Source organism: Bacillus sp. CGMCC 1.16607 (assembly GCF_042683745.1).
GTDB lineage: Bacteria > Bacillota > Bacilli > Bacillales > Cytobacillaceae > Pseudoneobacillus.
The window spans coordinates 251,768-276,687 of record NZ_JBHUJX010000008.1; the positions used below are offsets into that span (position 1 = coordinate 251,768).

The 24,920-nt window shown below is 35.6% G+C and carries 27 protein-coding genes; 15 read left to right on the forward strand and 12 right to left on the reverse strand.

Features of this window, described 5'->3' with window-relative positions:
* The first annotated feature begins 126 nt into the window (after positions 1 to 126).
* On the forward strand, positions 127 to 1,977 hold the full coding sequence (gene asnB, locus ACFSO7_RS04045; protein WP_377875528.1) for an asparagine synthase (glutamine-hydrolyzing): 1,851 nt from the start codon (positions 127 to 129) through the stop codon (positions 1,975 to 1,977).
* A 33-nt stretch (positions 1,978 to 2,010) separates the two neighbouring features.
* Here the strand turns inward: asnB and ACFSO7_RS04050 are convergent, their stop codons facing one another.
* Together ACFSO7_RS04050 and ACFSO7_RS04055 are read right to left on the reverse strand one after the other, a co-directional pair.
* Positions 2,011 to 3,354: an MATE family efflux transporter gene (locus ACFSO7_RS04050; protein WP_377875529.1), complete on the reverse strand. Its 1,344-nt coding sequence runs from the start codon at positions 3,352 to 3,354 to the stop codon at positions 2,011 to 2,013.
* A 114-nt stretch (positions 3,355 to 3,468) separates the two neighbouring features.
* Complete coding sequence (locus ACFSO7_RS04055) at positions 3,469 to 5,226, reverse strand: glycoside hydrolase family 13 protein (protein WP_377875531.1); 1,758 nt, start codon at positions 5,224 to 5,226, stop codon at positions 3,469 to 3,471.
* Between the two features lie 240 nt (positions 5,227 to 5,466).
* On the opposite strand from ACFSO7_RS04055, the gene ACFSO7_RS04060 reads away from it, so the two are divergent.
* Positions 5,467 to 7,008, forward strand: a complete 1,542-nt coding sequence (locus tag ACFSO7_RS04060; protein ID WP_377875533.1) for an alpha-amylase family glycosyl hydrolase — start codon at positions 5,467 to 5,469, stop codon at positions 7,006 to 7,008.
* A gap of 89 nt (positions 7,009 to 7,097) precedes the next feature.
* Positions 7,098 to 8,147 (forward strand): LacI family DNA-binding transcriptional regulator, encoded by a 1,050-nt coding sequence (locus ACFSO7_RS04065; protein ID WP_377875535.1) that lies wholly within the window; start codon positions 7,098 to 7,100, stop codon positions 8,145 to 8,147.
* A 37-nt stretch (positions 8,148 to 8,184) separates the two neighbouring features.
* Here ACFSO7_RS04065 and ACFSO7_RS04070 read toward each other — a convergent pair whose 3' ends face one another.
* Positions 8,185 to 8,676: a YajQ family cyclic di-GMP-binding protein gene (locus tag ACFSO7_RS04070; protein ID WP_377875537.1), complete on the reverse strand. Its 492-nt coding sequence runs from the start codon at positions 8,674 to 8,676 to the stop codon at positions 8,185 to 8,187.
* 114 nt (positions 8,677 to 8,790) lie between these two features.
* On the opposite strand from ACFSO7_RS04070, the gene ACFSO7_RS04075 reads away from it, so the two are divergent.
* Positions 8,791 to 9,669, forward strand: a complete 879-nt coding sequence (locus tag ACFSO7_RS04075; protein ID WP_377875539.1) for a CvfB family protein — start codon at positions 8,791 to 8,793, stop codon at positions 9,667 to 9,669.
* A gap of 31 nt (positions 9,670 to 9,700) precedes the next feature.
* On the opposite strand, the gene ACFSO7_RS04080 is transcribed toward ACFSO7_RS04075, so the two are convergent.
* Entirely contained in the window at positions 9,701 to 9,832 is a 132-nt protein-coding gene (locus tag ACFSO7_RS04080) for a DUF3941 domain-containing protein (RefSeq protein WP_377875541.1), read from the reverse strand.
* A 75-nt stretch (positions 9,833 to 9,907) separates the two neighbouring features.
* The gene (locus ACFSO7_RS04085; protein WP_377875542.1) at positions 9,908 to 10,771 is read right to left on the reverse strand and encodes a DegV family protein; all 864 of its coding nucleotides are present in this window, start codon (positions 10,769 to 10,771) and stop codon (positions 9,908 to 9,910) included.
* A 126-nt stretch (positions 10,772 to 10,897) separates the two neighbouring features.
* Between ACFSO7_RS04085 and ACFSO7_RS04090 the strand changes: the two genes are divergently transcribed.
* The gene (locus tag ACFSO7_RS04090) at positions 10,898 to 11,740 is read left to right on the forward strand and encodes a YitT family protein (RefSeq protein WP_377875544.1); all 843 of its coding nucleotides are present in this window, start codon (positions 10,898 to 10,900) and stop codon (positions 11,738 to 11,740) included.
* Between the two features lie 14 nt (positions 11,741 to 11,754).
* Positions 11,755 to 12,141: a hypothetical protein gene (locus ACFSO7_RS04095; RefSeq protein ID WP_377875546.1), complete on the forward strand. Its 387-nt coding sequence runs from the start codon at positions 11,755 to 11,757 to the stop codon at positions 12,139 to 12,141.
* A gap of 53 nt (positions 12,142 to 12,194) precedes the next feature.
* Here the strand turns inward: ACFSO7_RS04095 and ACFSO7_RS04100 are convergent, their stop codons facing one another.
* The 3 genes from ACFSO7_RS04100 to ACFSO7_RS04110 all read right to left on the reverse strand — a co-directional run bounded on the left by ACFSO7_RS04100 (position 12,195) and on the right by ACFSO7_RS04110 (position 13,470).
* Positions 12,195 to 12,380 carry a DUF3813 domain-containing protein gene (locus ACFSO7_RS04100; RefSeq protein ID WP_377875548.1) on the reverse strand — a complete coding sequence of 62 codons (186 nt, stop codon included), beginning with the start codon at positions 12,378 to 12,380 and terminating at the stop codon, positions 12,195 to 12,197.
* 2 nt (positions 12,381 to 12,382) lie between these two features.
* Positions 12,383 to 12,535 (reverse strand): hypothetical protein, encoded by a 153-nt coding sequence (locus ACFSO7_RS04105; protein WP_377875550.1) that lies wholly within the window; start codon positions 12,533 to 12,535, stop codon positions 12,383 to 12,385.
* 116 nt (positions 12,536 to 12,651) lie between these two features.
* Positions 12,652 to 13,470, reverse strand: a complete 819-nt coding sequence (locus ACFSO7_RS04110; RefSeq protein ID WP_377875552.1) for a Cof-type HAD-IIB family hydrolase — start codon at positions 13,468 to 13,470, stop codon at positions 12,652 to 12,654.
* Positions 13,471 to 13,685: 215 nt separating this feature from the next.
* On the opposite strand from ACFSO7_RS04110, the gene ACFSO7_RS04115 reads away from it, so the two are divergent.
* From ACFSO7_RS04115 to ACFSO7_RS04125, 3 genes are read left to right on the forward strand one after another with little or no spacing between them, the layout of a single operon-like run.
* Complete coding sequence (locus ACFSO7_RS04115; RefSeq protein ID WP_377875553.1) at positions 13,686 to 14,468, forward strand: prolyl oligopeptidase family serine peptidase; 783 nt, start codon at positions 13,686 to 13,688, stop codon at positions 14,466 to 14,468.
* Positions 14,469 to 14,493: 25 nt separating this feature from the next.
* Entirely contained in the window at positions 14,494 to 14,805 is a 312-nt protein-coding gene (locus ACFSO7_RS04120) for a metal-sulfur cluster assembly factor (protein WP_377875555.1), read from the forward strand.
* 3 nt (positions 14,806 to 14,808) lie between these two features.
* Positions 14,809 to 15,147, forward strand: a complete 339-nt coding sequence (locus tag ACFSO7_RS04125) for a DsrE family protein (RefSeq protein ID WP_377875557.1) — start codon at positions 14,809 to 14,811, stop codon at positions 15,145 to 15,147.
* An 810-nt stretch (positions 15,148 to 15,957) separates the two neighbouring features.
* On the opposite strand, the gene ACFSO7_RS04130 is transcribed toward ACFSO7_RS04125, so the two are convergent.
* Positions 15,958 to 16,659, reverse strand: coding sequence for a nuclease-related domain-containing protein (locus ACFSO7_RS04130; protein ID WP_377875559.1), 702 nt, complete (start codon positions 16,657 to 16,659; stop codon positions 15,958 to 15,960).
* 219 nt (positions 16,660 to 16,878) lie between these two features.
* Between ACFSO7_RS04130 and ACFSO7_RS04135 the strand changes: the two genes are divergently transcribed.
* The gene (locus ACFSO7_RS04135) at positions 16,879 to 18,000 is read left to right on the forward strand and encodes a TIGR04053 family radical SAM/SPASM domain-containing protein (RefSeq protein WP_377875561.1); all 1,122 of its coding nucleotides are present in this window, start codon (positions 16,879 to 16,881) and stop codon (positions 17,998 to 18,000) included.
* 37 nt (positions 18,001 to 18,037) lie between these two features.
* Here ACFSO7_RS04135 and ACFSO7_RS04140 read toward each other — a convergent pair whose 3' ends face one another.
* Positions 18,038 to 18,736: a Crp/Fnr family transcriptional regulator gene (locus ACFSO7_RS04140; protein ID WP_377875563.1), complete on the reverse strand. Its 699-nt coding sequence runs from the start codon at positions 18,734 to 18,736 to the stop codon at positions 18,038 to 18,040.
* Between the two features lie 272 nt (positions 18,737 to 19,008).
* Between ACFSO7_RS04140 and moaA the strand changes: the two genes are divergently transcribed.
* Positions 19,009 to 20,031, forward strand: a complete 1,023-nt coding sequence (moaA, locus tag ACFSO7_RS04145; protein WP_377875565.1) for a GTP 3',8-cyclase MoaA — start codon at positions 19,009 to 19,011, stop codon at positions 20,029 to 20,031.
* A gap of 329 nt (positions 20,032 to 20,360) precedes the next feature.
* Here the strand turns inward: moaA and ric are convergent, their stop codons facing one another.
* Entirely contained in the window at positions 20,361 to 21,059 is a 699-nt protein-coding gene (gene ric, locus ACFSO7_RS04150; RefSeq protein ID WP_377875567.1) for an iron-sulfur cluster repair di-iron protein, read from the reverse strand.
* Between the two features lie 259 nt (positions 21,060 to 21,318).
* On the opposite strand from ric, the gene ACFSO7_RS04155 reads away from it, so the two are divergent.
* From ACFSO7_RS04155 to ACFSO7_RS04170, 4 genes are all read left to right on the forward strand, one after another.
* Positions 21,319 to 22,584: a molybdopterin molybdotransferase MoeA gene (locus ACFSO7_RS04155; protein WP_377875568.1), complete on the forward strand. Its 1,266-nt coding sequence runs from the start codon at positions 21,319 to 21,321 to the stop codon at positions 22,582 to 22,584.
* Complete coding sequence (gene mobB, locus ACFSO7_RS04160) at positions 22,578 to 23,102, forward strand: molybdopterin-guanine dinucleotide biosynthesis protein B (RefSeq protein WP_377875570.1); 525 nt, start codon at positions 22,578 to 22,580, stop codon at positions 23,100 to 23,102. The genes ACFSO7_RS04155 and mobB overlap by 7 nt, the downstream gene beginning before the upstream one ends.
* An 80-nt stretch (positions 23,103 to 23,182) precedes the next feature.
* Positions 23,183 to 23,899, forward strand: a complete 717-nt coding sequence (locus ACFSO7_RS04165) for a YwiC-like family protein (RefSeq protein WP_377875572.1) — start codon at positions 23,183 to 23,185, stop codon at positions 23,897 to 23,899.
* A gap of 124 nt (positions 23,900 to 24,023) precedes the next feature.
* A complete protein-coding gene (locus tag ACFSO7_RS04170) occupies positions 24,024 to 24,203 on the forward strand; it encodes a YjzC family protein (RefSeq protein ID WP_377876444.1) in 180 nt (59 codons plus the stop codon).
* A 338-nt stretch (positions 24,204 to 24,541) separates the two neighbouring features.
* On the opposite strand, the gene ACFSO7_RS04175 is transcribed toward ACFSO7_RS04170, so the two are convergent.
* The gene (locus tag ACFSO7_RS04175; protein ID WP_377875574.1) at positions 24,542 to 24,733 is read right to left on the reverse strand and encodes a YjzD family protein; all 192 of its coding nucleotides are present in this window, start codon (positions 24,731 to 24,733) and stop codon (positions 24,542 to 24,544) included.
* Between the last annotated feature and the right edge of the window lie 187 nt (positions 24,734 to 24,920).

Consider the following 24,920-nt stretch of genomic DNA (forward strand, 5'->3'; position numbering starts at 1 on the left):
TTTGTAGACATATTGATTGGTTTTTAAACGGTGATTGTTGATTTTATGGACAATTTACGATATGAAACGAACTGCATATCATAAAACATTCACAAGCAAGTTTTCATGATGAAAGGAAGGATGAATATGTGTGGTATTACCGGTTGGGTTGATTTTGATAGAAATTTAAAGTCAAAAACGGATTCACTCAAACAAATGACAGAAACCTTAGCAAAAAGGGGACCGGATGATACCAATATTTGGACGGCTACTCATGTTGGTTTTGGCCATAAGCGGTTAGTTGTTGTAGATCCAGAGGGTGGCAAGCAGCCGATGATCAAAGTAAAAGACGGATTATCCTTTTCTATTTGTTACAATGGTGAATTGTATAATACTGAGGATATTCGCAAAGAACTTCTATTAAAAGGATATTCCTTCCAGGGTCATTCTGACACTGAAGTTTTATTAAATGCCTATATAGAATGGGCAGAGGAATGTGTAGATTATTTAAATGGAATTTATGCTTTTGCCATCTGGGATGAAAAGAAAGAACAACTTTTTATTGGGCGTGATCGATTAGGTGTTAAACCACTTTTTCTAAAAGAATTAGACAGAGGCATCTTGTTTGGCTCTGAGATCAAAGCGATAATAGCTCATCCAGACGTTAAAGTAGAAATTGACCGTGAAGGGTTGTCTGAAATCTTTGGTCTTGGACCTTCCCGATCTCCAGGACATGGGGTATTTAAAGGGATAAAAGAATTACGTCCGGGTCATGCCTTAATATTTAGTAAAAACGGATTGAAAATATGGCGGTATTGGAATGTAAAAAGTGAAGTGCATCAAGATAGTTTGTTAGAAACAGTTGAAAAAGTCCGATTTCTAGTTAAAGATTCCGTGACAAGGCAGCTCGTATCAGATGTCCCATTATGTACATTTTTATCAGGAGGAGTAGATTCGAGTGCTATTACCGCAATTGCCGCAGAAGCCTTTCGATTAAAAGGAAAGGGGCATCTGCATACTTATTCCATTGATTATGAAGGGAATGATCAATTTTTTAAAGCTAATGAATTTCAACCAGACTCGGATGCAAAGTGGATTGATATCATGTCAAAAACCTTTTCTACTAAACACCATAACTTTATTATTCCGCAGGACCGATTAGTTGAATATTTAATCGAAGCGGTTCATGTAAGGGATTTACCGGGTATGGCAGATATTGATTCATCACTTTTATGGTTTTGTCGTGAAATAAAAAAAGATTTTGTTGTGAGTCTATCAGGGGAATGTGCGGACGAAATTTTTGGTGGGTATCCTTGGTTCCACCGTGAAGAAGATTTTAACCGCGAAGGATTTCCATGGATGAGATCACATTTAGCAAGACAAAGCTTATTAAGAAAAGATTGGCAGGAGAAATTAAAATTACATGATTATGTGATGCATAGGTATTACGAATCCATAGAAGAAACTCCCATTCTAGATGGTGAAAGTGGAATAGAGAAGAAACGAAGGGAATTATTTTACTTGAATCTACAATGTTTTATGACTACTTTATTAGATCGCAAAGACCGTATGAGTATGGGAGCAAGCTTAGAGGTAAGGGTTCCATTTGCGGACCATCGCTTAGTTGAATACGTATGGAATATCCCTTGGGAATATAAAATGTATGGGAATCAAGAAAAAGGAATATTACGGAAGGCGTTAGAAGGTATTTTGCCAAATGAAATCTTATATCGTAAGAAAAGTCCTTACCCTAAAACGCATAACCCTCAATATACCAGATCAGTTACTATTTGGTTAAAAGAAATTCTACAGGATAAGAACTCAATATTACATGAATTTTTAGACAAGAAACAATTAATAGAGTTAGTGGAATCAGGTGGAAACTCTTATAAAGAGCCTTGGTTTGGGCAACTAATGACAGGACCGCAGCTTCTCGCCTATTTAGCGCAATTTCATGTATGGTTTAAGGATTATAATATCCAAATAATTGATAAATAAAAGAGGAAGAGGCTTGCAATTTAAGCCTCTTCTTTACCCATTTGATTGTACAAACGATTTAGTAACCCAAACCCTTGTTTTCCATCTCCAAAGCATGAGAAGTCCTCTGAGCCATTCATCAGCGATAAAAGCAATCCAAATACCCAATAACCCTAATCCGAAATAGATCCCAAGTAAATATGATAAAGTCACACTAACACCCCACATCGAAAGGATTCCCATATAGACAGGGAATTTTACGTCTCCAGCAGCTCGAAGTGAATTAATAATGACAAGATTAAACGATCGCCCAGGTTCCAATAGAATAGTGAGTAAAATAAGGGAGCTTCCTATTGCTATAATATCCGAATTAGTTGTGAAAATTTTAAATAACTGGTCTGAAAAGAATGAGAATATAACGGCTGCTGCTAAAGATATGACAAACGACAGTTTTAAACTTTTTAGGCATCTTTTATAAGCTTCTTCAATTTGTCCTTTTCCAATCATATGTCCAATTAGTATTTGAGTTCCTTGACTGATCGCAACACTACACAAATAAATAAACATCATAATATTTTGTGTATAAATTTTTGCAGTTAATGCTTCTGTACCGAGAATAGCGATAAAATAAGTTATCACCATTTGTGAACCATTATACGAAATATGCTCGCCTGCAGAAGGGATTCCAATTTTTAATAGATTTTTTATATGATGCATCGGAAATGGGGCTAGAAGTTTTAAAGAATACACTTCAGGTACTCTTTTATAAACAATATACAGGCCGACAAGTAGCGCAATGCATTTACTCAGACTAGTAGAAATAGCTACCCCAGTAACACCAAAAACAGGAATACCCAAAGGACCAAATATAACAAGATAATTTCCGATGATATGAAGTATATTCATACCGATAGTTATATACATAGCATCTTTAGTGAATCCATAGCTACGTAAAATGGCACCTACTGTCATCAAAATAGCTTGAATAAAAGCGAATCCTCCAACAATTTTCAAATAAGTATTCGCTTCATTCATTAACTCTTGGGGAATATCCATTAACTTTAATAAAAAAGTACTAGAAATTGCTAAGATAATACTTAAAATAATGCCAATTAGTAAATTTGTTCCTAATGAAACAAGTGAAATTTCTGATGCCGCAAGTTTTTGATTAGCCCCTAGGTTTTGCGCCACGAGGATGGCAGTCCCAGTTGCAATAAATCCAAACATGACAATAATTAAGGATAAAATTTGATTGGCAACACCAACTGCAGCGACGGAATTATCGGAATATTGGGATAGCATTAATGTATCGGCATTACCCATTAACATATGAAGAAGAATTTCAATGAATATGGGCCAAGTTAGTGTAATTAAAGACATTTTTTTTAGATTATTCATTTAGCAAGACTCCAAGTTTTAAATTTTTAAAAAAAGCGGAAGCCCTTCCGAAATGGAAAGGGCTTCGCTTTTCATTATACTAGTAAAACCGTCTAAGATTGAAGTGTTTTTCTATTAAAATTCTAGAATGCTAAAGCCTAAACCTTCTAAGTTGACCATAAGTTCATTGGATTCGGCAGCAAATTCCTCATTCGTCCACATATTCCGAATTTTTTTGCCATGCAAATTAAACGGTAAAGGGTATTGTGTTTGCGCATCCTTCGTATTAATAATGACAATATAGCTTTTGTTACCGTTCGATTTTGTATAGGCGATACATGATTCGTGATAATCAGAAGGAAGAAAGGTAAGCTCTCCTTCATTTGCAAGAAGAGGGTACTCTTTACGCAGTTTAATCAGTTTCTGAATATGATTGAATAAATCACGATTTTGTTTAGTAGTATCCCATTCCATACATTTGCGGCAACCTGGGTCTTGTTCCCCTGTTAATCCAATTTCATCACCATAATATATACATGGAGTTCCAATGAATGTAAGCATGATAGAGTAAATGACTTTCACTTTTCGGATATCGTCAATACATTCCGTTAAGATCCTTGGTGTGTCATGACTACCAACAAGATTAAATGCCACTTCATTTACTGTTTTAGGATACATATGTAGCACAGATGTCATATTCTCCACGAACTCTTTTGCAGTAATGCTTTCCTTCGCAAAAAGGTGAAGAATATTCGTAGTAAAGGAATAATTCATCACAGCATCAAACTGATCACCACGTAACCATGGCATAGAATCATGCCAGATTTCACCTAAAATGTACAATTCAGGATTGATTTTTTTAACCTCCTGACGAAATTCTCGCCAGAACGCATGGTCCACTTCATTGGCAACATCTAATCGCCAGCCATCGATATCAAATTCCCGTACCCAATATCGTCCTACTTCCAATAAATATTCTTTAACTTCTGGATTTTCAGTATTTAATTTCGGCATAAATGGTGTGAATGCAAATGTATCATAGTTAGGTTTTGGTTCTGTTACAAGAGGAAATTCAAGGACATGGAACCAATCCTTAAAACGCGATTGCTCTCCTTTTTCTAGAACATCTTGAAACTGTGGAAAATAAAATCCACTATGATTAAATACAGCATCAAGCATAATTTTGATCCCATTTTCATGACATACTTTTACGAGTCTTCGAAAGGTTTCGATATCACCAAATTGTGGGTCAATCTCAAAATAATTAATCGTGTCATATTTATGATTTGAATGTGCTTTGAATATAGGTGTGAAATAAATTCCACTAATCCCTAGTTCTTGCAAGTGATTGATATGATCAATAACTCCTTCTAAGTCCCCACCAAAGAAGTTTGTAGATGTTGGAGCTGTGCTCCCCCATTCTAAAGTACCCTCAGGATTAGTTGAAGGATTTCCATTTCCGAAGCGCTCAGGGAAAATCTGATACCATACAGTGTTCTTTACCCAACTTGGTGTATGAAAAATATCAATTGGATTGATGTAAGGAAAAGTAAAACAAAGATAGGTATCTGTAGGTTTTTCTATGAGAAAACCTTTTTCAGTAAAATATATACTCTCGTTTTCATTTGATAAGAAGAAACCGTATTTCAACCGCCGAAAAGGTGGCTGTACCGCTATAAACCAATAATCAAATAGTTGATCTGAACCTGTATGAATCATGGGTTTTTCATGTGTCATCCACTTTCCATCTTCCCAATCGTATGGGTCCCCAAATATTAAAGAAACATTTACTATATCCTTTTTCTTAGTTCTAAGACGAATATGTAGATCTCCATTTGGGCAAGCATATGCATAATTATCCTTAGGTCGATGATAGATGGCTTCTTTAATCATAATTGGACAACTCCTTATATTAATGGATGAGTATAAATAAGGTTATTTCACTCTTTTTAGAATGTCAAAGGGAATGCCAATTTTCTAATTGCCAAATTAGCAGGTTCGCTTTTCATTCCAAAAATATTTGTTTAGGGTTTGACGGCAAGCGGGACAAGGGGGATAATCTAATAGTGATGGCATGAAAAGTGAAACTCTTTGCATGTCAAAATTATATGTAAATAAGATGGAGGAGCGGAAATGAAAAAAAGAGTGTTTACACTCCTATTAATTCCGTTTCTTCTTTTTTACGCCCTTCCCGTTGGGGCCGTTGAAAAAGAAGGACGAAAATGGCAGGATGAAACGATTTATTTTTTAATGGTAGATCGTTTTAATAATGGTGACAATAAAAATGATATCGAAGTGAATGCGAAGGATCCACTTGCCTATCATGGTGGTGATTTTCAAGGGATTATCGACCAACTTGATTACTTGAAGGATATGGGATATACCGCAATATGGTTAACTCCAATATTTGATAATGCAGAAAACGGTTATCATGGATATTGGATAAATGACTTTTACAAAACAGACGAGCACTTTGGAAGTATTGATACATTTAAAAAGCTTGTAAAAGAAGCACATAATAGAGATATGAAAGTCATTCTTGATTTTGTAGCAAATCATGTTGCGCCAACCAACCCATGGATTAATGACTCTCAGAAGAAATCTTGGTTTCACGAAAAGAAAGGGATTTCAAATGGTGATAATCAGCAGGATCTTGAAACGGGATGGGTTGACGATTTACCCGACTTAGCACAAGAAAATCCAGATGTTGAAAAATATTTATTAGATGCTGCCCAGTGGTGGATAAAAGAAACAAATATAGATGGCTATCGATTGGATAATGTGAATTATGTACCTATAACTTTTTGGGAGAAATTCTCGAAGAAGGTGAAAGAAACTAAAAAAGACTTTTACCTACTTGGAGAAGTATCGACGAAGGATCCTAATTATATTGTGAAATATGACAAAGCGGGCATAGATGGATTTGTAGATAATCCGTTAAACGAACATTTAAGAACAGCGTTTGCTAAACCAGATCAAACATTAAACCCGCTATTTACTAATTGGAAGAGAAATGAAGAAATCTATGAAGATCCTTATGTAATGGGGACTTTCTTAGATAACCATGATACAACGCGATTTACGCAAGATATGGCGCAGAATAATCAAAATCCCGGAACTCGCTGGAAGCTAGCTTTAACCTATTTATATTCAACCCCAGGAATTCCGATTGTTTATTATGGAAGTGAGATTGCTCTAAATGGTGGGGCAGCTCCAGATAATCAAAGACAAATGAATTTTCGTACGGATAAGGAATTAATTGATTATATAACAAAAATTGGAGAATTACGTCAGCAGCTTCCATCACTAACTCGGGGTAAAATGGAAGTATTGTACGAAAATAAAGGTATGGGAGTTTATAAACGAACTTATCAAGATGAGGTCGCGATTATTGCTATTAATAATACTTCCAAATCACAGCATATTACCTTGACTACTAAGGAAATAGAGCCAGGAAAAGAATTAAGAGGTTTGTTAGCAAATGATTTGGTGAGAAGTAAAAATGATAAATACGAACTAATTATCGATCGTGAGGAAGCAGAAATCTACGTATTGGCAAAGAAAACAGGTTTAAATATTCCTTATTTAACTGTAATGGGTATTGTCTATTTAGCGTTTATCATTTTTATTGTTCTAATATGGAAAAGATCGAAGAAAAAACGCACCACTTCATAATCCTCTTTCAAGCTGAATAGATCCTTAAGCGTTTGTAAGTATAGTTTAGTTAAATTGGATTATAACGGAAAGTAATGGGGGTGAGAGGGATGGCAGTTACAATAAAAGATGTAGCCAGGTTGGCAAATGTTGCACCTTCAACGGTTTCTAGAGTTATTGCGAATAGTACAAGGATTAGCGAAAAAACGAAAGAAAAAGTTAGAGAGGCAATGGACAAACTTGGATACCATCCTAACATCATCGCCAGAAGCCTCGCAAGTCAGACTACCCAAGCCATCGGTCTTGTCATGCCAAGTTCAACGGATAAAGTATTTCAAAATCCTTTTTTTCCAACTGTACTTCGTGGGATTAGTGAGGCAGCAAACAAACGGCAATATGCTCTATATATGACGACTGGTAAAACAGATAGTGAACTATATGAAGGTGTTGTCCAAATGGTTCAAGGTGGTCGAGTCGATGGAGTTGTCTTACTTTACTCTAAAGTTGAGGACAAAATCTTAAACTATTTACAACAAAGGGAAATTCCATTTGTTGTGATCGGTAAACCTTTCAAACATGTTGAAGAAATTACACATGTGGATAATGATAATTTTCGTGCAGCAAAAGAAGTTACGGAATATTTAATTAATCTAGGTCATGAAGCAATTGCCTTTATCGGTGGGGATATAAACCTTGTCGTTACAGTTGAACGTTTACTTGGCTATGAGAAAGCTCTTCGTGACAATGATTTACCTTTAAATAGAGAATATATGATCCACGAAGAGTTTTTACAAGAAGGTGGGCAAGAGGCAGTGAGAGAATTAATGCTCCTTGGACAACCTCCAACTGCATTAGTTGTGGCAGATGATTTAATGGCTTTAGGAGTGTTAAATACGTTAGATGAAATAGGCATTGCTGTTCCAAAAGATATCTCTATTGTTAGCTTTAATAATGGGTTGATCTCTGAAATGTCACGGCCTCCTTTAACCTCTGTAGATATTGGTATTTTCGACTTGGGATTTGAAGCAGCGAAAAATCTTTTTCTTAGAATTGAAAATCCAAAAGAACCAATAAAGAGAATTATCATCCCACACAAACTAATCAAACGATGTTCATGTGAAATGCCATCGAATAAAAAGACAGTCATTACTCTGAATTAAAGAAAGAATCTGTCCTATATTGGACAGATTCTTTCTTTTATCGATAGTTAACAAACTGTACTTCAACCGTTAAATCAGCGGCCCGAACAGCTGCAATAATTTGTTGTAAATCATCACGACTCTTTGCTGTTACGCGGATTTGATCCTCTTGAATGGTACTTTTTACCTTCAATCCGCTATTTTTAATAATGGTATTAATTTTTTTGGCATTTTCTTTATCAATACCTTGTACGAGCTTAGCGCGTTGTCGAACGGTTCCACCAGAAGCACCTTCTAATTTTCCATAATCAAGATTTTTTATTGGGATGCCTCTTTTAATCATTTTACTTAGCAGGACATCTTTTAATTGATCTAGTTTATAATTATCATCTGAAAGTAGAACAAGCTCTTCTTTGTCCAGGCTTACTTCACTTTTACTACCTTTAAAATCATATCTTGTTGAAATTTCTTTCATCGTTAAACTAATGGCATTTGTGACTTCAGAGAAGTCAACTTTGGACACAATATCAAATGAACTCTCTTTTGACATAAGCAACCTCCAAAAAACATTTTATTAATGTCTTTATTATAGTAAAATTAAGCAGTTCAAACAACTTTAGGAAATAATGTGGTATATATAGTATTTTTCAAAGGAGGAAGTTAATTGTATTTAATTAGTGAATCAGTAGGAACCATTGTAGAATTAACCGTATCACGAAAATCTGAATTTGGCTATTTTTTAACTGATGGACAAGAAGATGTTCTATTACATTTTAATGATGCTAGTAAAGAATATGAAATAGATGAAGAGGTCGAAGTATTTATATATATCGATTCAAATGGAAGATTCGCTGCATCATCGAAAATGCCCCTTATTACGCTAGGTCAATATGAATGGGTTAAGGTTGTTGATGTTCGTTATGACCTTGGCGTATTCTTAGATATTGGGTTACAAAAGGATCTTCTACTAGGTAAAGATGATTTACCTGTAGTCAAGGATGTATGGCCGCAAGAAGGGGATATGGTTTATGCCACTTTAAGAGTCAACCGAAATAATCGTCTATATGCGAGAATCGCCTCTGAACAAATCATTTCAGAAATTTCGATTCAGGCGAAAGAACAAGTGTTAAATAAAAATATTCAAGGATTTGTGTACCGAACAGCTAAAGTAGGAACTTGGATGCTGTCTGCTGAAGGTTATCGTGGATTTATTCATGAGAGTCAGCGTAAACAAGAACCTAGACTCGGTCAGAAGGTAGAAGGCAGAATCATTGATGTGAAGGAAGATGGAACAATCAATGTTTCCTTATTACCAAGAAAGCAAGAAGCTTTAGGATCGGATGCGGATACGATATTAGATTTTTTACACTCTAGGAACGGTGCTATGCCTTATTGGGACAAGAGTATGCCAGAAGATATTGAAATGAGATTTCAAATGAGCAAAGCAGCATTTAAGCGTGCACTAGGTAAGTTGATGAAGGAAGGAAAAGTCTATCAAGAACAAGGATGGACGTATATAAAGAAAGAAGAAGAGCAAGCTTAAATGCCTGCTCTTCTTAATGTTAAACCCATTCCTAGCGGTGGTCTGTTTTCTTAGAATATTGATTTTTCCCTGCTTGACGGTTTTTTTCTCTCATCATATTCTTTTCATGTCTTAAGGCATTGTTGTCTTTTGCTTTTTTATCATTATCTGTAGTATGTGGCAAATTAAAAAACTCCTTTCCATTGAGAGTGAACCCACTTTTCTATTATCTGAAAAAAAGGAAAGGAGTATGTAATATTTATGAATTTTGAACTTTATTTAAGAAGAATAAGGCAATGGTTCCAGGACCGGTATGTGCACCAACAGCAGAGCCGATGTCGGTAATAATGACCTCTTTTGATTGGAATTCTTCCTCTATAATTGATTTTAATTCATTTGCTGTGTCATAGTCAGCAGCATGGCTAATACCTATCGTTTGTTTGTCTAAAGAATTTCCGCGTTCCTTCATGACTTCGACCATTCTACGTACAAGCTTCTTTTTACCTCTTATTTTCTCTAAAGGGACAAGTTTCCCATTTTCCACGTTTAATAGTGGTTTAATATTCAATAAACCTCCTAAAAATGCGGAAGCCTTTGAAAGTCGCCCACCTTTGGCAAGATGACCAAGATCATCTACTGTAAATAAATGCTCCATATGGGTGATATAAAATTGAACAGTTGCTAAAATATCTTCTTTTGATTGATTTGCTACTGCTAGCTTAGCTGCCTCTCTCACAACAAGACCATAACCTAAAGAAGCACATTTTGTATCCACGATCGTGAGCTGGAAATCTGGATAGTCTTCCTTTACTTGATCTAACATCATTACAGCTGTTTGGTAAGTTCCCGAAAGTTCGGATGAAAAAGCGATATAAATCCCGTCTTGCTTTTGTTTAGCCATCTCTGTAAAAACCTGCTCAAACTTTGTTGGTGAAACTTGAGAAGTTTTAGGCATTTTTCCTGCTCGGATCGCTTCATAAACAGATTCAGGCTGGATAGTAACTAAATCCTCGTATTCTTGTTCATCTACTAATACTTTCAATGGCAGTAATTGTACTTGATACTCCTCGTAAAAGCTTAAGGGTAAATCACAAGCACTGTCAGCGAGAATTTTTACTGACATCATGTCACCTTCTTTTCCCATTTTTCTTTATTTAAGTGTATCGGTTTCATAAAAAAAATACAATTAGAAAGATTATATGGATATTGGATGAAAATGGGTAAAGACTTAAGGAAAGGGGGTAATTTTATGTTGTGGTTACAAACAAAAAAATTAGCGGTCGTTCTTGCAGGAGCCCTATTAAATGCAATTGGTATGAACTATTTTTTAATCCCAGCTGACGTGTATGCTAGTGGGTTTGCAGGTCTAGCCCAATTAATTTCACGGATAGCAACTGAATATACACCCTTTCATATTTCAACAGGAATTCTTTTGTTACTATTGAATATCCCTGTAGCCATACTTGGGTGGAGGGGGATTGGTAAATCATTTACACTTTATAGTTTCATTAGTGTTTTATTCATGTCTTTATTTTTAGAAATATTGCCAGCTAAACAATTTTCTGAAGATTTATTATTGAATGCCGTATTTGGAGGTGTCATTGCTGCAGTTGGAGTAGGAATAACATTAAAATGGGGTGCTTCAACAGGGGGACTTGATATTATTGCGATGATTTTATCAAGAATGAAGGACAAGCCAGTTGGGACCTATTTCTTTCTGTTAAATGCCATCATTATTATTTCGGCTGGATTCTTATTTGGTTGGGAAAAGGCTCTCTACACACTTGTCACGCTTTACGCTTCGACTAAAGTGATTGATACAATTCACACAAGTCATCAAAAACTAACAGCCATGATTATTACGAAGAAAGCGGATGAATTGAAAAATTCGATACATTCCAAACTCGTAAGAGGAATCACAACAGTACCAGCCAAAGGTGCCTTCACAAATGAAACGAAAGAGATGCTGTTAATCGTTATTTCAAGGTATGAATTATTTTATTTAGAGAGAATTATAAAGGAAGTTGATCCAGATGCATTTACAAATATCGTTCAGACAGTGGGGATATTTGGATTTTTCCGTAAAGATTAATAGGGGGATACAATATGCGGTTATTAATTCTTTTAACTAGTTTTATTTTAATTTGTATGGAACCACGAGAAACTGTTAGTGAGGCTATCTGGAGCAACGAATCGGCAATTACGTTTATTAAAAATGTTGAAATTACTAAGAAAAATGGGACTTATGTTGTAATGGCTGATGTAAGACCAAAATTAGGAGTATTTTATTATGTTTTAGAGGATGGTCACAATGAATGGATTGCAGAAACAAAAGTAAAAGTTAGAAAAATGTCTTCTGAGTGGGAACGAATAAATATTGAATTAATTTTTCCAAAAAATAAATTTCAAGATAAATTACCCATGATCTTATATTTATATGAAAAAGATGAGAAAGGAGAAATACTGCATCCCACAGCTAAAAAAATAAGCTAAGGAATAAGGACGCTGGTACGAAATAATCGTACCAGCGTATTTCAGTCCTTGCCCTACGATAGCTGATCAAGCTCACTTTGCATTTGTGCTAGTTGGGCTTGTTCGGCTAAGTTTGAGTTTGCATAGGCTGAACTTAATGCATTTTTTGCTCTTGATATGGCTGTTTGCTTTTCACTTGCTTCTGCTGATTTTGCTAACTCAACAAACGTTCTGGCTTCTTGAAACAACCTGTTTCCCATGTTTATATTCCTCCGAGAGACGACTCTTTCACATTGGCCATTTTTTGAGCCTCAGCTTCAGCATAAGTAGTGTGATATGGGATACGTTCAGCATGTTTCGATACTGAGTCCACTCCTTGTTGCACAAAGCGTTTAGACTTATTACGTTTACCCATTCGTAATCCCTCCAATATAAGAGCATACTATTATGAAACAGCCTTATGCCGCTTCGATTAATAGTATGCTCAACTTTCGTGTATTCAAAAAGGGAAAACATTGGATAAAATAAACTCTATAAAGCCTTTAATTTTAATAAATCATTTAAATAAATGCCAATACCATCTTCTTCATTACTCAATGTTACATCGTTTGCAATGTTTTTTACTTGGTCAATACCATTTCCCATGGCAACGCCGTAGCCAGCATACTCTAACATTTCCAAGTCATTATCTTCATCACCAAAAGCAATTATTCTAGAAGAAGGGATTTGATAATAGTCAGCGACCTTTTGGATACCAACAGCTTTATTTAACCCTGTTCTGACAATTTCAATAACATGCCAAGGTGCTGCCCAACGGCGATGGTCAATCACTTCTGCATGTACATCACTTAAATGCTTTCGAATCGTTGGGACATGCTCTTCTTCAGCATGAATAAGCATACTTGTTGGTGATTGTTCTAGAAATTTTCTTAAATCACCTGTCGTAATGGAGGGATTTCCTAGAGCAAATATATCTAACAACTTTTGATCATGATAATGTAAAAAGACATCGTCCATTACTTCTGCAATAATATTATGGAACTGGAAATCTTGACACGCTTCCACAATGTCCTTTGCAACTTTAATATCAAGAGGGGAATGATAAGTACCCCAATTGTAATTCATTGGGTGATGCACAAACGCTCCATTAAAGTTAACAATTGGTGTATTTAATTCTAGTTCCCGATAATACATTTCACTCGAGCGAAAAGGTCTTCCTGTGGCGATCATGACATAATGTCCAGCTTCCTTTGCTTTTTGAAGAACTTTTTTCGTTTTAGATGAAATCGTTTTGTCATCTTTTAATAAAGTGCCATCAAGGTCAAGTGCAATAATATATTTTTCAGTCATAATATCTCCTTCTTAAATCGAAATGAAATATAATCTTATATTAAGGATAAATCTTTGAGGAAAACTTTGTCTACATGGTATAGTGAAAAAATAGGTAAAGTTTACATTACATACATAATTAATATGCTACCATTTTTTTCTATGCAAGTGTAATAAAACGCACTACTATTGGTCTAAAAGAAAGATATACTGTAGAAGTTTAGGAGGTTTATCACTTGATTTTGGTGGAAAACATTAAGGTGGATGGAATTCCAGCCTTGCATATAGTAGACGAAAGACTAAAAACAAACCAACTGCCTTTTGTTATTTTCATACATGGATTTACGAGTGCAAAGGAACATAATCTTCATTATGCCTATTTAATGGCTGAAAAAGGAATGAGAGTTGTTTTACCTGAAAGCAAACACCATGGTGAGCGGCAAACAAATATAAAAGGATCTGAGTTACCTTTTCATTTTTGGGATATTGTTTTATCGGCAATTGATGAATTAGAAATGATAAAACAATATTTTGAAGAGAAAGAACTTATAGATGAAGATAGAATCGGGGTAGCTGGTACATCTATGGGTGGAATCATTACACTTGGTGCGTTAACTCAATACGAATGGATACGTTCAGGGGTCTGTTTAATGGGACTACCTTATTATGAAAAATTCGCTCGCTACCAAATGGACGAAATGAAAAATCAAGGAGTGAAATTGCCGTTATCACAAGAGGAAATAACGCAGTTATTGAATCGTTTGGAAAAATATGATTTATCATTGCAGCCTGAAAAATTAAAGAAAAGACCATTATTATTTTGGCATGGTAAAAAGGACCAAGTAGTACCCTATAAGTATTCATATCCATTTTATGAACAACTGAAGGGCAGGGGTGAGCTTGTTCAATTTTTAACGGATGAAAAAGCAGGACATCAAGTGAGTCGTGAAGGATTATTAAAGACAGTGGATTGGTTTGAAACTCATTTAGTGTTTGAGAAAATAGCTCCTAAACGGTAATAAATATTTATGAGGAGGATTTATAATGGATGAACAATTAAAAGAAAATATTATGGGTGCGTTAGAGCTTGTTATTGACCCAGAACTCGGTGTCGATATTGTCAATCTTGGATTAGTGTACGACGTTGAAATGGATGACACTGGTTTTACAAAAGTGACAATGACTTTAACTTCGATGGGATGTCCATTAGCAGGTACAATTGTCGATCAAGTGAAAAGGGCTTTGGCAGACATACCGGAAGTGAATGAAGTGGATGTAAGTATTGTTTTTAACCCACCATGGACGAAAGATCGTATGTCTAGATATGCAAAAATAGCTCTAGGAATAAGGGGCTAAAAGATGAAAAATAAAGTGATTTTAGTCAGTTCCGACCAGTTAGGTAAAGGGGATCCTCAGTTAGGTGAATCTGTTCTTGAGACATTCTTTACTCTTTTGAAGCAGCGTGAAGAGCTCCCACATGGAGTATTTTGCATGAATCGAGGGGTGTTTGTGCTTACTGATGAATCATTTGTCTCCGTTCATTTAAAGGAGCTTGCTGATAAAGGTGTAAAAGTGTATGGGTGTAAAACATGTGTAGATCATTATGAGTTATCTGAAAAGCTCACAGTTGGAACGATTAGTTCGATGGCAGATTTTATTGAGCTCGCTAGTGAGTATGAGATCTTAACAATATCATAGGAATGAATGGGCTGCCTGCATGAATTTGTGGGCAGTTTTTATTGTTGATGCTTGTTGAATGGAAAAAATCAAAAAACATGGATTGATAGAGAGCAATAGAGTCCTCATAGTGTCCGCTAAACTTTAAAAAAGGAGACACGGTCACTATAGTGAGTTCATGATGCCCGTTAAGCATAAAAAAATGGAAACGCTGTCATCATAGAGAGTTCATGATGCCCTCTAAGCATTAAAAATGGAGCTACGGTCATTATAGAGAATTCATGATGCCCGCTATGCATAAAAAATGGAGCTACGGTCATCATAGAGAATTCATGATGCCCGCTATGCATAAAAAAATGGAAATGCGGTCACCATAGAGAGTTCATGATGCCCGCTAAGCTTAAAAAAATGGAACTACGGTCATCATGGAGAGTTCATGATGCACACTAAGCTTAAAAAAATGGAGACACGGTTATCATGGAGAGTTCATGATGCCCGCTAAGCATATAAAAAAGGAAACGCGGTCACCATAGAGAGTTCATGATGCCCTTTAAGCATAAATAAACAGAAATCAGTCACCTTAGATCTATAATGACATCAAATACCATTTCTTTAATTTAAATCAAAGGGTACATAATAAGAATATTTACCATGACCAATGAGTTTATAGTTTTTATTTAAAACCCTCCGTATCGTCTTCTTTGACTTTATTACTTTACGCCAATCATAAATTGCATTTGTGGTAATTTTTCTATCGGGAAAAAGAATGTGAAATTCTTGAACATTCCGTAAAACAGCCTTTGTAATATCCTCATTACATCCACACTTATTTCAAATCAATATGTTCTCAACAACACCAACATTAAATGAGTTGCACATAGAACAAATAACATCTACGTTAAGTTCATCATAAGTGTAGACAGGTACACGGGTAAAAGGTGATTTTTCTAAATGATGAGACAATAGTTTTTCAGCAAATTTCAAATGTCTTTCTAATAATTTAGATTCACTTAGATTAATTTTTTTCATAAAGCGGTCAATTTGTGATGGGAAAATAATCGGGAGGTTCAATGGGGCTTGATAAAGGTAGAAATCGGTGTTGACGAAAACAAGATATGCCTCGATCGAAAAATTTAACTTTAAATCTTGAATCATTCTTCGGAGTAAGGTTTCGCTGCGTTTCAATTGTGCTAAGGGGTCTTTTATTTCAGATTTAGACAAGGTATACCAGCTTCCGCTGTCTAAATAATAATCCCCTTCAAAGTTCTTAATATCGAAAAGGTAAATTGTTTTTGAAATTATGAGCAGTGCATCAATTTGAAAAAATGAGTTGTTTATCTCAAATAATAAATCACTAAGAATAAGATGATCAGAAGTGAGAGATTTTAACCTTTCATCAAACTTTAGTTCCCCTTCAAAACCCTTCTCAAGGTTTAAATAATAATTTAAATCTTTTCTAGACAACTGTATTCTTTTATTCAATAACCTGAATAGTTTAAGCTCTTCAGTTTCAAATCTTTGTCTTAAAAACATTTGCCCACTCCCTATTCTTTTTACTCAAATCAAATCTCAAAAAAGTATGCTTATCCAAGTGTTGCAAAGGGTTTATCTAGAACAAAACTAGTATTTTTCACAAAACCGTCACAGTTTACCTGAAAGACTTTCGATCTGTGAGATATCTCACTTTTTCAATAAAAGGCCTGCATTATAATACAGTTACAAGGCGTTGTATTAAATAGGAGGCGCTATATTATGTTTAGTAGAGATTTTAATAAAGATCCGTTTATTGTCATTTGGGAACTAACTCGAGCTTGTGGGCTAAAGTGTCTACATTGCCGAGCTGAAGCACAATATCGTCGTGACCCTAGGGAGCTTTCTTTTGAAGAAGGAAAGCATCTAATTGATCAAATATATGAAATGAATAATCCGATGCTTGTTTTTACTGGTGGCGACCCACTAATGAGAGAAGATGTTTTCGATATTGCCAAATATGCTATAAATAAAGGTGTTCGTGTTTCGATGACACCAAGTGCTACTCCAAATGTTACAAAAGAGTCTATCGAAAAAGCGAAAGAGGTTGGACTTGCAAGATGGGCATTCAGCTTAGATGGCCCAACGGCAGAAATACATGATCATTTTCGTGGAACAACGGGTTCTTTTGATTTAACAATGGAAAGAATTAAATACTTGCATGAATTAGAAATTCCGATTCAAATAAATACAGTTATTTCCCGTTATAATTACGATTATTTAGATGAAATGGCAAAGCTTATTGAGGATTTAGATTGTGTATTATGGAGTGTCTTTTTCCTCGTGCCTACAGGCAGGGGACAAGAAAAGGATATGATCTCTCCAGTGGAGCATGAAAAAGTATTCCAATGGTTGTATGAATTAAGTAAACGTGTTCCATTTGATATAAAAACAACAGCTGCACAGCATTATCGAAGGGTTGTTATTCAACAAAAAATGCGAGAAATGAAAGAACAAGTGGAAGAGATCCAGTATTTAGATGCCTTAACTCAACAAGGTTTAACTGGTTCGATAGATGGTTTGGGCCGTGCTCCAAAAGGAGTAAATGATGGAAATGGATTTGTGTTTATCTCACATATTGGCGATGTTTATCCAAGCGGATTATTACCGGTAAAAGCAGGAAATGTAAGAGAACAGCCACTTGCGGAGATTTACAGAGAGTCACCGATATTCCAAGCTTTGCGAAATCCTGATTTGTATAAAGGAAAATGTGGACAATGTGAATTCCGATATGTATGTGGGGGATCTAGGTCCAGAGCGTATGCCATGACAGGAGATTATTTAGAAAGTGAACCATTCTGTGTCTATATTCCTAAATCGATGCGTCAAAAACAAGTAAATTAGCAATACAAAAGGGATGGTTGAACACCATCCCTTTCATTTACTCAATATTACAATATACTGCAGGACAATTTTCGCAGCCGATATCATCTTTTAAAAATTGCAAGTCGTGGATGGTGATCTTCCCTTTTTTTATGGAGATGATTTCATCCCTTTTTAGATCATTTAAAATTCGGTTCGTACTCTCGCGGGATGTACCGCAGAAATTTGCTAAGTCTTGATTTGTTAATGGCAGATCAATAAGAATTCCATCTTTTTTCTCCACTCCGTAACTATTTGTCATTCGAATAAGGGTAGAGAACAATGCGCCTTTTTTTCCATTTAGGACAAGGTCTCTAAATTTTGTTTGTGTTTTACGCACGTGGTCACTCATCCATTTCATAAATTCAAAGGCAAGTGTAGGGTTCTGGAAGATTTCGCTTTCAAGAATATCCTTTTTAATCGCAACAATTTCCCCTTCTTCAAGGACTTTTGCGCTTAGTAAATACTTAGGACTTTCTGTAAATAAAGTTAGCTCACCACATATATCATTTTCACCGCAAATTCGTAAGGATAATTCTCGACCATCAGTTGTAATTTTGCTTATTTGAATTTTGCCTGACATGACAATATATAGTTCATCAGCATCCATTCCCTCTTGAAAAAGGAAAGTGCCTCGCTGTGAGTAAAAATGTCGATCAGCAAAGCTTAGAAGTTCTTTAATTTCAATGGAATGAGTTGGTTTTATTTTACTCATCATGATAGTTCACCCTTTTTTAAAAGATTATGAAATGGCTGTGATAAACCGCACAGATTTATTAATAACGTAATTAAAACATAATCAAAATAAAACAAAAAGGCTTTTCACAAAACCGTCATTTATTTAATACGTTTTAGAACATACAAATATTATAATCTCTTAAGATGATTGGATTTTCATACTTACAAGTTTAATGTGAAGATTTATGCTAAAATAAGTTAAAGAAATTTTTATAAAATGGTTCCCTGAGTGTTTCACCAAAATTGGAGTTGATGATATTGAAAAAATCCATTATTAAAGACCAATTAAATAGACCTTTAAGGGATTTACGGATTTCAGTTATCGATCGGTGTAATTTTCGTTGCCAATATTGTATGCCAGCAGAAATTTTCGGTCCTGATTTTGCTTTTTTACCTAAAAGTGAATTATTGACATATGAAGAAATAGAGAGATTAGCTAAAATATTTGTCCGTCATGGAGTTGAGAAAATAAGACTTACTGGTGGTGAACCGTTACTAAGAAAGGACCTTCCGTTATTGGTTCATAAATTAAGTCAAATTGAAGGATTGAGTGATATTGGTTTAACAACTAATGGAGTGTTATTACCTCAACATGCTCAACCTTTAAAGGATGCTGGACTAAAAAGGGTAAATATTAGCTTAGATAGTCTAAAGGATGAATTATTCGGGCAAATAAATGGAAGAAATATTGGAACGAAGCCTATTCTTGATGGAATCAAAGCGGCTAGAAAAGCTGGTTTAGGTGTGAAAATTAATATGGTCGTAAAAAAAGGTTTAAATGATTCGGAAATTCTGCCGATGGCTGAGTTTTGCAAAAACGAAGGCTTAGAGCTTAGATATATTGAGTATATGGATGTTGGTTCGACCAATGGATGGCGAATGGATGATGTTGTGACGAAAAAGGAAATTTATGAAATAATAAGTTCCAAGTTTGATATTGAAGCAATTGATGCAGATTATTTTGGAGAAGTTGCGAAGCGATATCGTTACAAAGATACGAATATAAATGTAGGTTTCATTACTTCTGTGTCTGAATCGTTTTGTTCGAGCTGTACTCGTTCTAGATTATCTGCGAATGGGCAATTGTTTACTTGTTTATTTAATGGGAACGGGCATGATTTTCGAGACTTCATGCGTGCAGGCGCATCTGATGAGGAAATTGTACAGCGGTTGACTAATATCTGGAATGGCCGTAATGATCGATATTCTGATGAACGAACTGCTGAAACCAATCAATATCGAAAGAAAATTGAAATGTCTTATATTGGTGGATAGAATAGAAAAGGCTGGGAGGTGAATCGCAGCCTTTTTCTAAAGAATTGATAAACTTCTTCTTGTACTTCGGAAATTGTCCAGCTATAGCGCCTTGCCCCGACATACAGGATGTACTAGTGTCGACAATGCGACAGGACGCCCGAGCCCTTGTCGACCTCGAGGTCAAATGTTCGCTCCCCAAAAAGTCAAAGAACGACTTTCCAGGTGGGCAAGCTTTGCTTGGCAAACCAAAGAACGGTTTGCATAAGTGCGACTAGGTCTCTGGCTTCGCTACTCTCGCCAATCAATCAGTCTTCTTTATCGGAGCTTACAAGCACGCTTCCGCTTTTCTAAATATACCTAGGAAACAATATATTATTTTCTAAATGAACATGCATAAAGGTTTCCCCTTCAAGCATTTCCAATCGTTTGTACACTAAGCGGTAGGTGCCGCATGCATCGACTGGAGGAACGTAATCTGAAGTTATCTCACGAAGTTCCCTCAATATTTCACCTGCATGATCATGTTCTTTTTCAAGTTGAACAATTTGGCTAATAGCATCTTCCTTATTTTCAACATTGCCTTCTTCAATTTTTAAAATTAATGGGAAAGAAATTTCCTCTTCTTTCTTCGTATGTTCCAAAAGTTCCTTCTTGAGTTCATAAAACAACTCATAAACTCTTAATAGTTCTGGATGAGAATCACCATGGACCTTTGCTACTTTTGTTACATACGGACTTAATAAACTAAGTTCTTCTTCTAAAGGACGATGGTAACGTTCAATGACATGATTGATGATTGTTTTTGAATCAGATTCCAGCCAAACTTCCATATCATTTTGACCATTATGCTCACTTTTTTCATATAGCTCCTTTAATTCGGAGAGTAGTGATTCTATATTTATGCTGTTTGCTACAACTGCACTGGATAATGGTGTATTTCCACCACAACAAAAGTCAATTCGGTTGCGTTTGAAAATATCACTTGATTTCGGGAAGTCATTGACAATATCTTTTACTAATGATTGTTCTGTAAATGGAAAATTCATATTTAAATATCCTCCTTGAAATGGTTATTTCATTTTAAATTCTACAATTTAAGGATACTGGATTGAAAGAGATGTCTAGGTGACATGTATCACACTTTACCTATATTTTTTAGTAACCTTTTTACTTGTCTTAAGTTTTAGTTTGGAGAACATAGGACCGCATTTGAATGTGACGTTTGCCATGTCTATTCTCATTTGTTTCCCTTATAATAGAATACATATCAAGAATCAAAAAGAGCCCTTTTTAGGAGTTGATCATATGTTAGAAAAAAGAAATCCAATACCAGTCGCGAAAGCGGTACAACTAGTGATGGAATTTCAAAAAGGTGGAAAAACAGAATACATACCGATATCAGAATCTTATGGAAGATATTTGTCAGAGGATTTGGTGGCAACAAATGATGTTCCACATTTTGATCGTTCACCATACGATGGATTTGCGATCCGATCTATCGATTCCCAAACTGCCTCTCAAAACCATCCAATTACTTTTGAGGTGATTGATGAGATAGGAGCTGGAATGGTAACAAATAAGCAATTAGGAGAATTTCAAGCAGTCCGTATCATGACAGGTGCGATGATGCCTGCTGAAGCGGATACAGTTGTCATGTTAGAGCTGACAAAGGAATCTAAGGAAAACGAGAAATCGTTTATGACGATTAAACGTCCATTCAAAAAAGGGGACAATGTCTCATTTCAAGGGGAGGATACAGTAAAAGGTACGGTGTTAGTGGAAAAAGGGGCATTTATTAACCCCGGTATTCAGGCTATGCTTGCTACATTTGGGTATCAGCAGGTTCCGGTAGCCAAAAAGCCAATAGTAGGATTATTTGCCACTGGTACAGAATTATTAGAGGTTAGTGACCCACTTGTACCAGGGAAAATTCGCAATAGCAACTCCTATATGATTTCTGCTCAGATTCAGCGTGTAGGTGGAGATGTCATTTATTTTGGAAAACTTGCAGATGATTTTGATAATTGCTTTGCAGCGATTCAAGAATCCATTTCAAAAGTTGATATTTTAATTACGACAGGTGGGGTATCTGTTGGTGACTATGATTACTTACCTGCTATATATGAAAAACTTGGTGCCGAGGTTTTATTCAATAAAGTAGGAATGCGACCAGGTAGTGTGACAACAGTTGCACAGCTAAATGGAAAGCTGTTATTTGGTCTATCTGGAAACCCATCGGCATGTTATGTCGGGTTTGAATTATTTGCCCGACCAATTATTAGGAAAATGCTTTTTTCAAATCATCCTCATTTAAAAATAGAAGAAGCGACATTAGAAGCTGATTTTCCAAAAGCAAACCCATATACAAGGTTTGTTCGTAGCCATGTTTATATTGAAAAAGGACAATTAAAAGTAGAACCTAGTGGTGTTGACAAATCGAATATTGTAATGAGCTTGGCTGGGGCAAACTCTTTAATGATTTTACCTGGAGGGACGAGAGGGTTTCTGAAGGGAACCAAGGTGGAAGTTTTATTATTAGAAGAAAAAGTTGGCAGTCACTGGCCATGGTAAGTTCGTTTGTTTTTCAAGTAGTTGGATTCCAAAATAGTGGAAAAACAACCTTAGTGCAATCTCTAATTGAGAAGCTTTCCTCAGAGGGTATTAAGGTTGGGACAATTAAACATCATGGACATGGCGGGAAGCCTGAAGTGAACGAAAGGAAGGATTCGGCTGTCCATATTCAAACAGGTGCACATTTGTCATTGGTTGAAGGGGATGGTCGATTGATTCTTCAGGCCGAAAAAACTTCATGGTCTCTCGACGAACAAATTAGTTTATTGTCATCGTTTCAATTAGATTTCATTCTGATTGAGGGACATAAATATGCAGACTATCCAAAAGCAGTTATTATCAAGCAAGAAAAGGATCTTCAATTACTAAGGGAGTTAACGAATGTAAAAGCTGTTTTTGTCTGGAGTGAAGATTTATCGAATCAGCTATTTCCTTTATTTGAAGTGGAGTTTTTTCAGTTGAATGATTTAAAAGGGATGGAATGGCTAATACATTACTTGAAAAACCATATTAGATAGAAAGAGTTGTGATTAAGTTCACTTTTATTTAGACATATATCCTATATATTGGAGGTATGTAAACAATAGGGGTGAAACCTATGAAATTATTTCTTCCTAAACAACATGGTGCTTGGGCAATGTTAATTATCCCTTTTTGGCTCGGTGTAGCTGCAACTAAAATGGTATGGCAACACATTCCTTTCTTTGTAGGTTGGTTGCTTCTTTATTTAGCTACATATCCGATGCTGTTTCTTTTTAAGAGGAAAAAGCTTAGTTATTATTTAAAATGGACAATCATTTATTTAGCACCTGCCTTATTACTTTTGATTGTTCCGTTATGGTATGAGACAAGGATTTTTTATTTCGGTATATGTATGGTTCCATTTTTTATAGTGAACGCATACTATTCCAGTAGAAACAAGGATCGTGCTTTTGGAAATGATATATGTGCAATTCTTGCTTTTTCAATTGCAGGAATGGCCAGCGGATTTTTGGCTTTCGAAGAAATAACCGCCAATCTTATTTTAGTATTCTCAAGTTGTATTCTATTTTTTGTTGGCAGCACATTTTATGTCAAATCAATGATTCGAGAAAAGAAAAATAAGTTCTTCAAATGGATTTCGTGGTGTTATCATTTATTCGTACCTTTTGTTTGGTTACTATTAGGGGAATGGTTAGTTTGTATTGCTTTTATTCCTAGTTTAATTAGAGCCATTGGTTTATACGGTAAACCTCTTTCAGCAAAAAAGGTTGGAATTTATGAAATAGTCAATGCCGTTATTTTTTATCTAATCTTAGTGACCCGATTAATATAATGAATTATTCCTTAGGGAATATATGTCGCTTTTTGACTGGCTTATTTTGGCGAAATTTTTCGATATGAACCATGGAGAATAGGTAATACTATTATTGATCTTAAAATGGGAGGTATGGATGAATATGGGCCAAAGTCATCAGTTTAAATCAGGACATAAAGCTCCAAATAACGGTTATTATGTAGAAATAGGTGACACAGGCGATAATGTCGTTAATCCTAAGAAAATCAAATTAAAAGCGGGAGACACATTCCCAGAAACTTCTAACGACAAGCGTCATTGGACCTATCAAAGAAAGCCATAATCAAATGAAAAAGTAGCCATCCAATTTGGATGGCTACTTTATTAGGTAAGGAAGTTTAACTTGTATGTACTTCGAAAATTGTCCAGCTCCAGCGCCTAGCCCCGACGAACAGGAAGTTCTAGTGTCGACAATGCGACAGGACGTCGCGTTTTTGTCGACCTCGAGGTCAAATGTTCTCCACCCAGAAAGTCAAAGAACGACTTTCCGGGTGGAGAAGCATTTGCTTGGCAAACCAAAGAACGGTTTGCATAAGTGCGACTAGGTCTCTGGCTTCGCTACTCTCGCCAATCGACCAGTCTTCTTTATCGGGGCTGATCAAGGCACTTCCGCTTTTCTAATTAGTGTGCCTCATGATGATCGACTGGCTCGTTTGGAATGACAAGCGTCACGACAAAGATTAATACGGCAACAATGACAGAGATAATGGTTCCTGTGTTAAAGTCATATGTAGTACCAGTCATCGAAGTTACAACATAGTTTAGCATTTGAACTAATAAAAAAGTCCAAAATAAAGTCCAGAAATAACGCATCAATATTCACCTCTTACTTCGTTCTAAATCCTAAAAAAGTATCTAACCTTTAGTACTTTTGTTTTTCCCTATCCATCTTAACATATGAGTGCAAAATGTGAAACGTTGAATGTTGAAAAAAGAGCGATATTATATTTGATTTAAAACTTCCCCATCGTATGGGCATATTCCCGTTCCAATTATGTTA

Bases quoted from the DNA above. Each gene is read 5' to 3' on its own strand.
- ric (WP_377875567.1), bottom strand. From the start codon at position 21,059: ATGAATTTTCCATTTACAGAACAATCATTAGTAAAAGATATTGTCAAT.
- ACFSO7_RS04105 (WP_377875550.1), bottom strand. From the start codon at position 12,535: ATGGGTAAACGTAATAAGTCTAAACGCTTTGTGCAACAAGGAGTGGAC.
- ACFSO7_RS04070 (WP_377875537.1), bottom strand. From the start codon at position 8,676: ATGTCAAAAGAGAGTTCATTTGATATTGTGTCCAAAGTTGACTTCTCT.
- ACFSO7_RS04125 (WP_377875557.1), top strand. From the start codon at position 14,809: ATGAAAAATAAAGTGATTTTAGTCAGTTCCGACCAGTTAGGTAAAGGG.
- moaA (WP_377875565.1), top strand. From the start codon at position 19,009: ATGATATTGAAAAAATCCATTATTAAAGACCAATTAAATAGACCTTTA.
- ACFSO7_RS04120 (WP_377875555.1), top strand. From the start codon at position 14,494: ATGGATGAACAATTAAAAGAAAATATTATGGGTGCGTTAGAGCTTGTT.
- ACFSO7_RS04130 (WP_377875559.1), bottom strand. From the start codon at position 16,659: ATGTTTTTAAGACAAAGATTTGAAACTGAAGAGCTTAAACTATTCAGG.
- ACFSO7_RS04065 (WP_377875535.1), top strand. From the start codon at position 7,098: ATGGCAGTTACAATAAAAGATGTAGCCAGGTTGGCAAATGTTGCACCT.
- ACFSO7_RS04060 (WP_377875533.1), top strand. From the start codon at position 5,467: ATGAAAAAAAGAGTGTTTACACTCCTATTAATTCCGTTTCTTCTTTTT.
- ACFSO7_RS04175 (WP_377875574.1), bottom strand. From the start codon at position 24,733: ATGCGTTATTTCTGGACTTTATTTTGGACTTTTTTATTAGTTCAAATG.
- ACFSO7_RS04090 (WP_377875544.1), top strand. From the start codon at position 10,898: ATGTTGTGGTTACAAACAAAAAAATTAGCGGTCGTTCTTGCAGGAGCC.
- ACFSO7_RS04170 (WP_377876444.1), top strand. From the start codon at position 24,024: ATGGGCCAAAGTCATCAGTTTAAATCAGGACATAAAGCTCCAAATAAC.
- ACFSO7_RS04085 (WP_377875542.1), bottom strand. From the start codon at position 10,771: ATGTCAGTAAAAATTCTCGCTGACAGTGCTTGTGATTTACCCTTAAGC.
- ACFSO7_RS04110 (WP_377875552.1), bottom strand. From the start codon at position 13,470: ATGACTGAAAAATATATTATTGCACTTGACCTTGATGGCACTTTATTA.
- ACFSO7_RS04155 (WP_377875568.1), top strand. From the start codon at position 21,319: ATGTTAGAAAAAAGAAATCCAATACCAGTCGCGAAAGCGGTACAACTA.
- ACFSO7_RS04050 (WP_377875529.1), bottom strand. From the start codon at position 3,354: ATGAATAATCTAAAAAAAATGTCTTTAATTACACTAACTTGGCCCATA.
- mobB (WP_377875570.1), top strand. From the start codon at position 22,578: ATGGTAAGTTCGTTTGTTTTTCAAGTAGTTGGATTCCAAAATAGTGGA.
- ACFSO7_RS04095 (WP_377875546.1), top strand. From the start codon at position 11,755: ATGCGGTTATTAATTCTTTTAACTAGTTTTATTTTAATTTGTATGGAA.
- ACFSO7_RS04100 (WP_377875548.1), bottom strand. From the start codon at position 12,380: ATGGGAAACAGGTTGTTTCAAGAAGCCAGAACGTTTGTTGAGTTAGCA.
- ACFSO7_RS04165 (WP_377875572.1), top strand. From the start codon at position 23,183: ATGAAATTATTTCTTCCTAAACAACATGGTGCTTGGGCAATGTTAATT.
- ACFSO7_RS04055 (WP_377875531.1), bottom strand. From the start codon at position 5,226: ATGATTAAAGAAGCCATCTATCATCGACCTAAGGATAATTATGCATAT.
- asnB (WP_377875528.1), top strand. From the start codon at position 127: ATGTGTGGTATTACCGGTTGGGTTGATTTTGATAGAAATTTAAAGTCA.
- ACFSO7_RS04140 (WP_377875563.1), bottom strand. From the start codon at position 18,736: ATGATGAGTAAAATAAAACCAACTCATTCCATTGAAATTAAAGAACTT.
- ACFSO7_RS04135 (WP_377875561.1), top strand. From the start codon at position 16,879: ATGTTTAGTAGAGATTTTAATAAAGATCCGTTTATTGTCATTTGGGAA.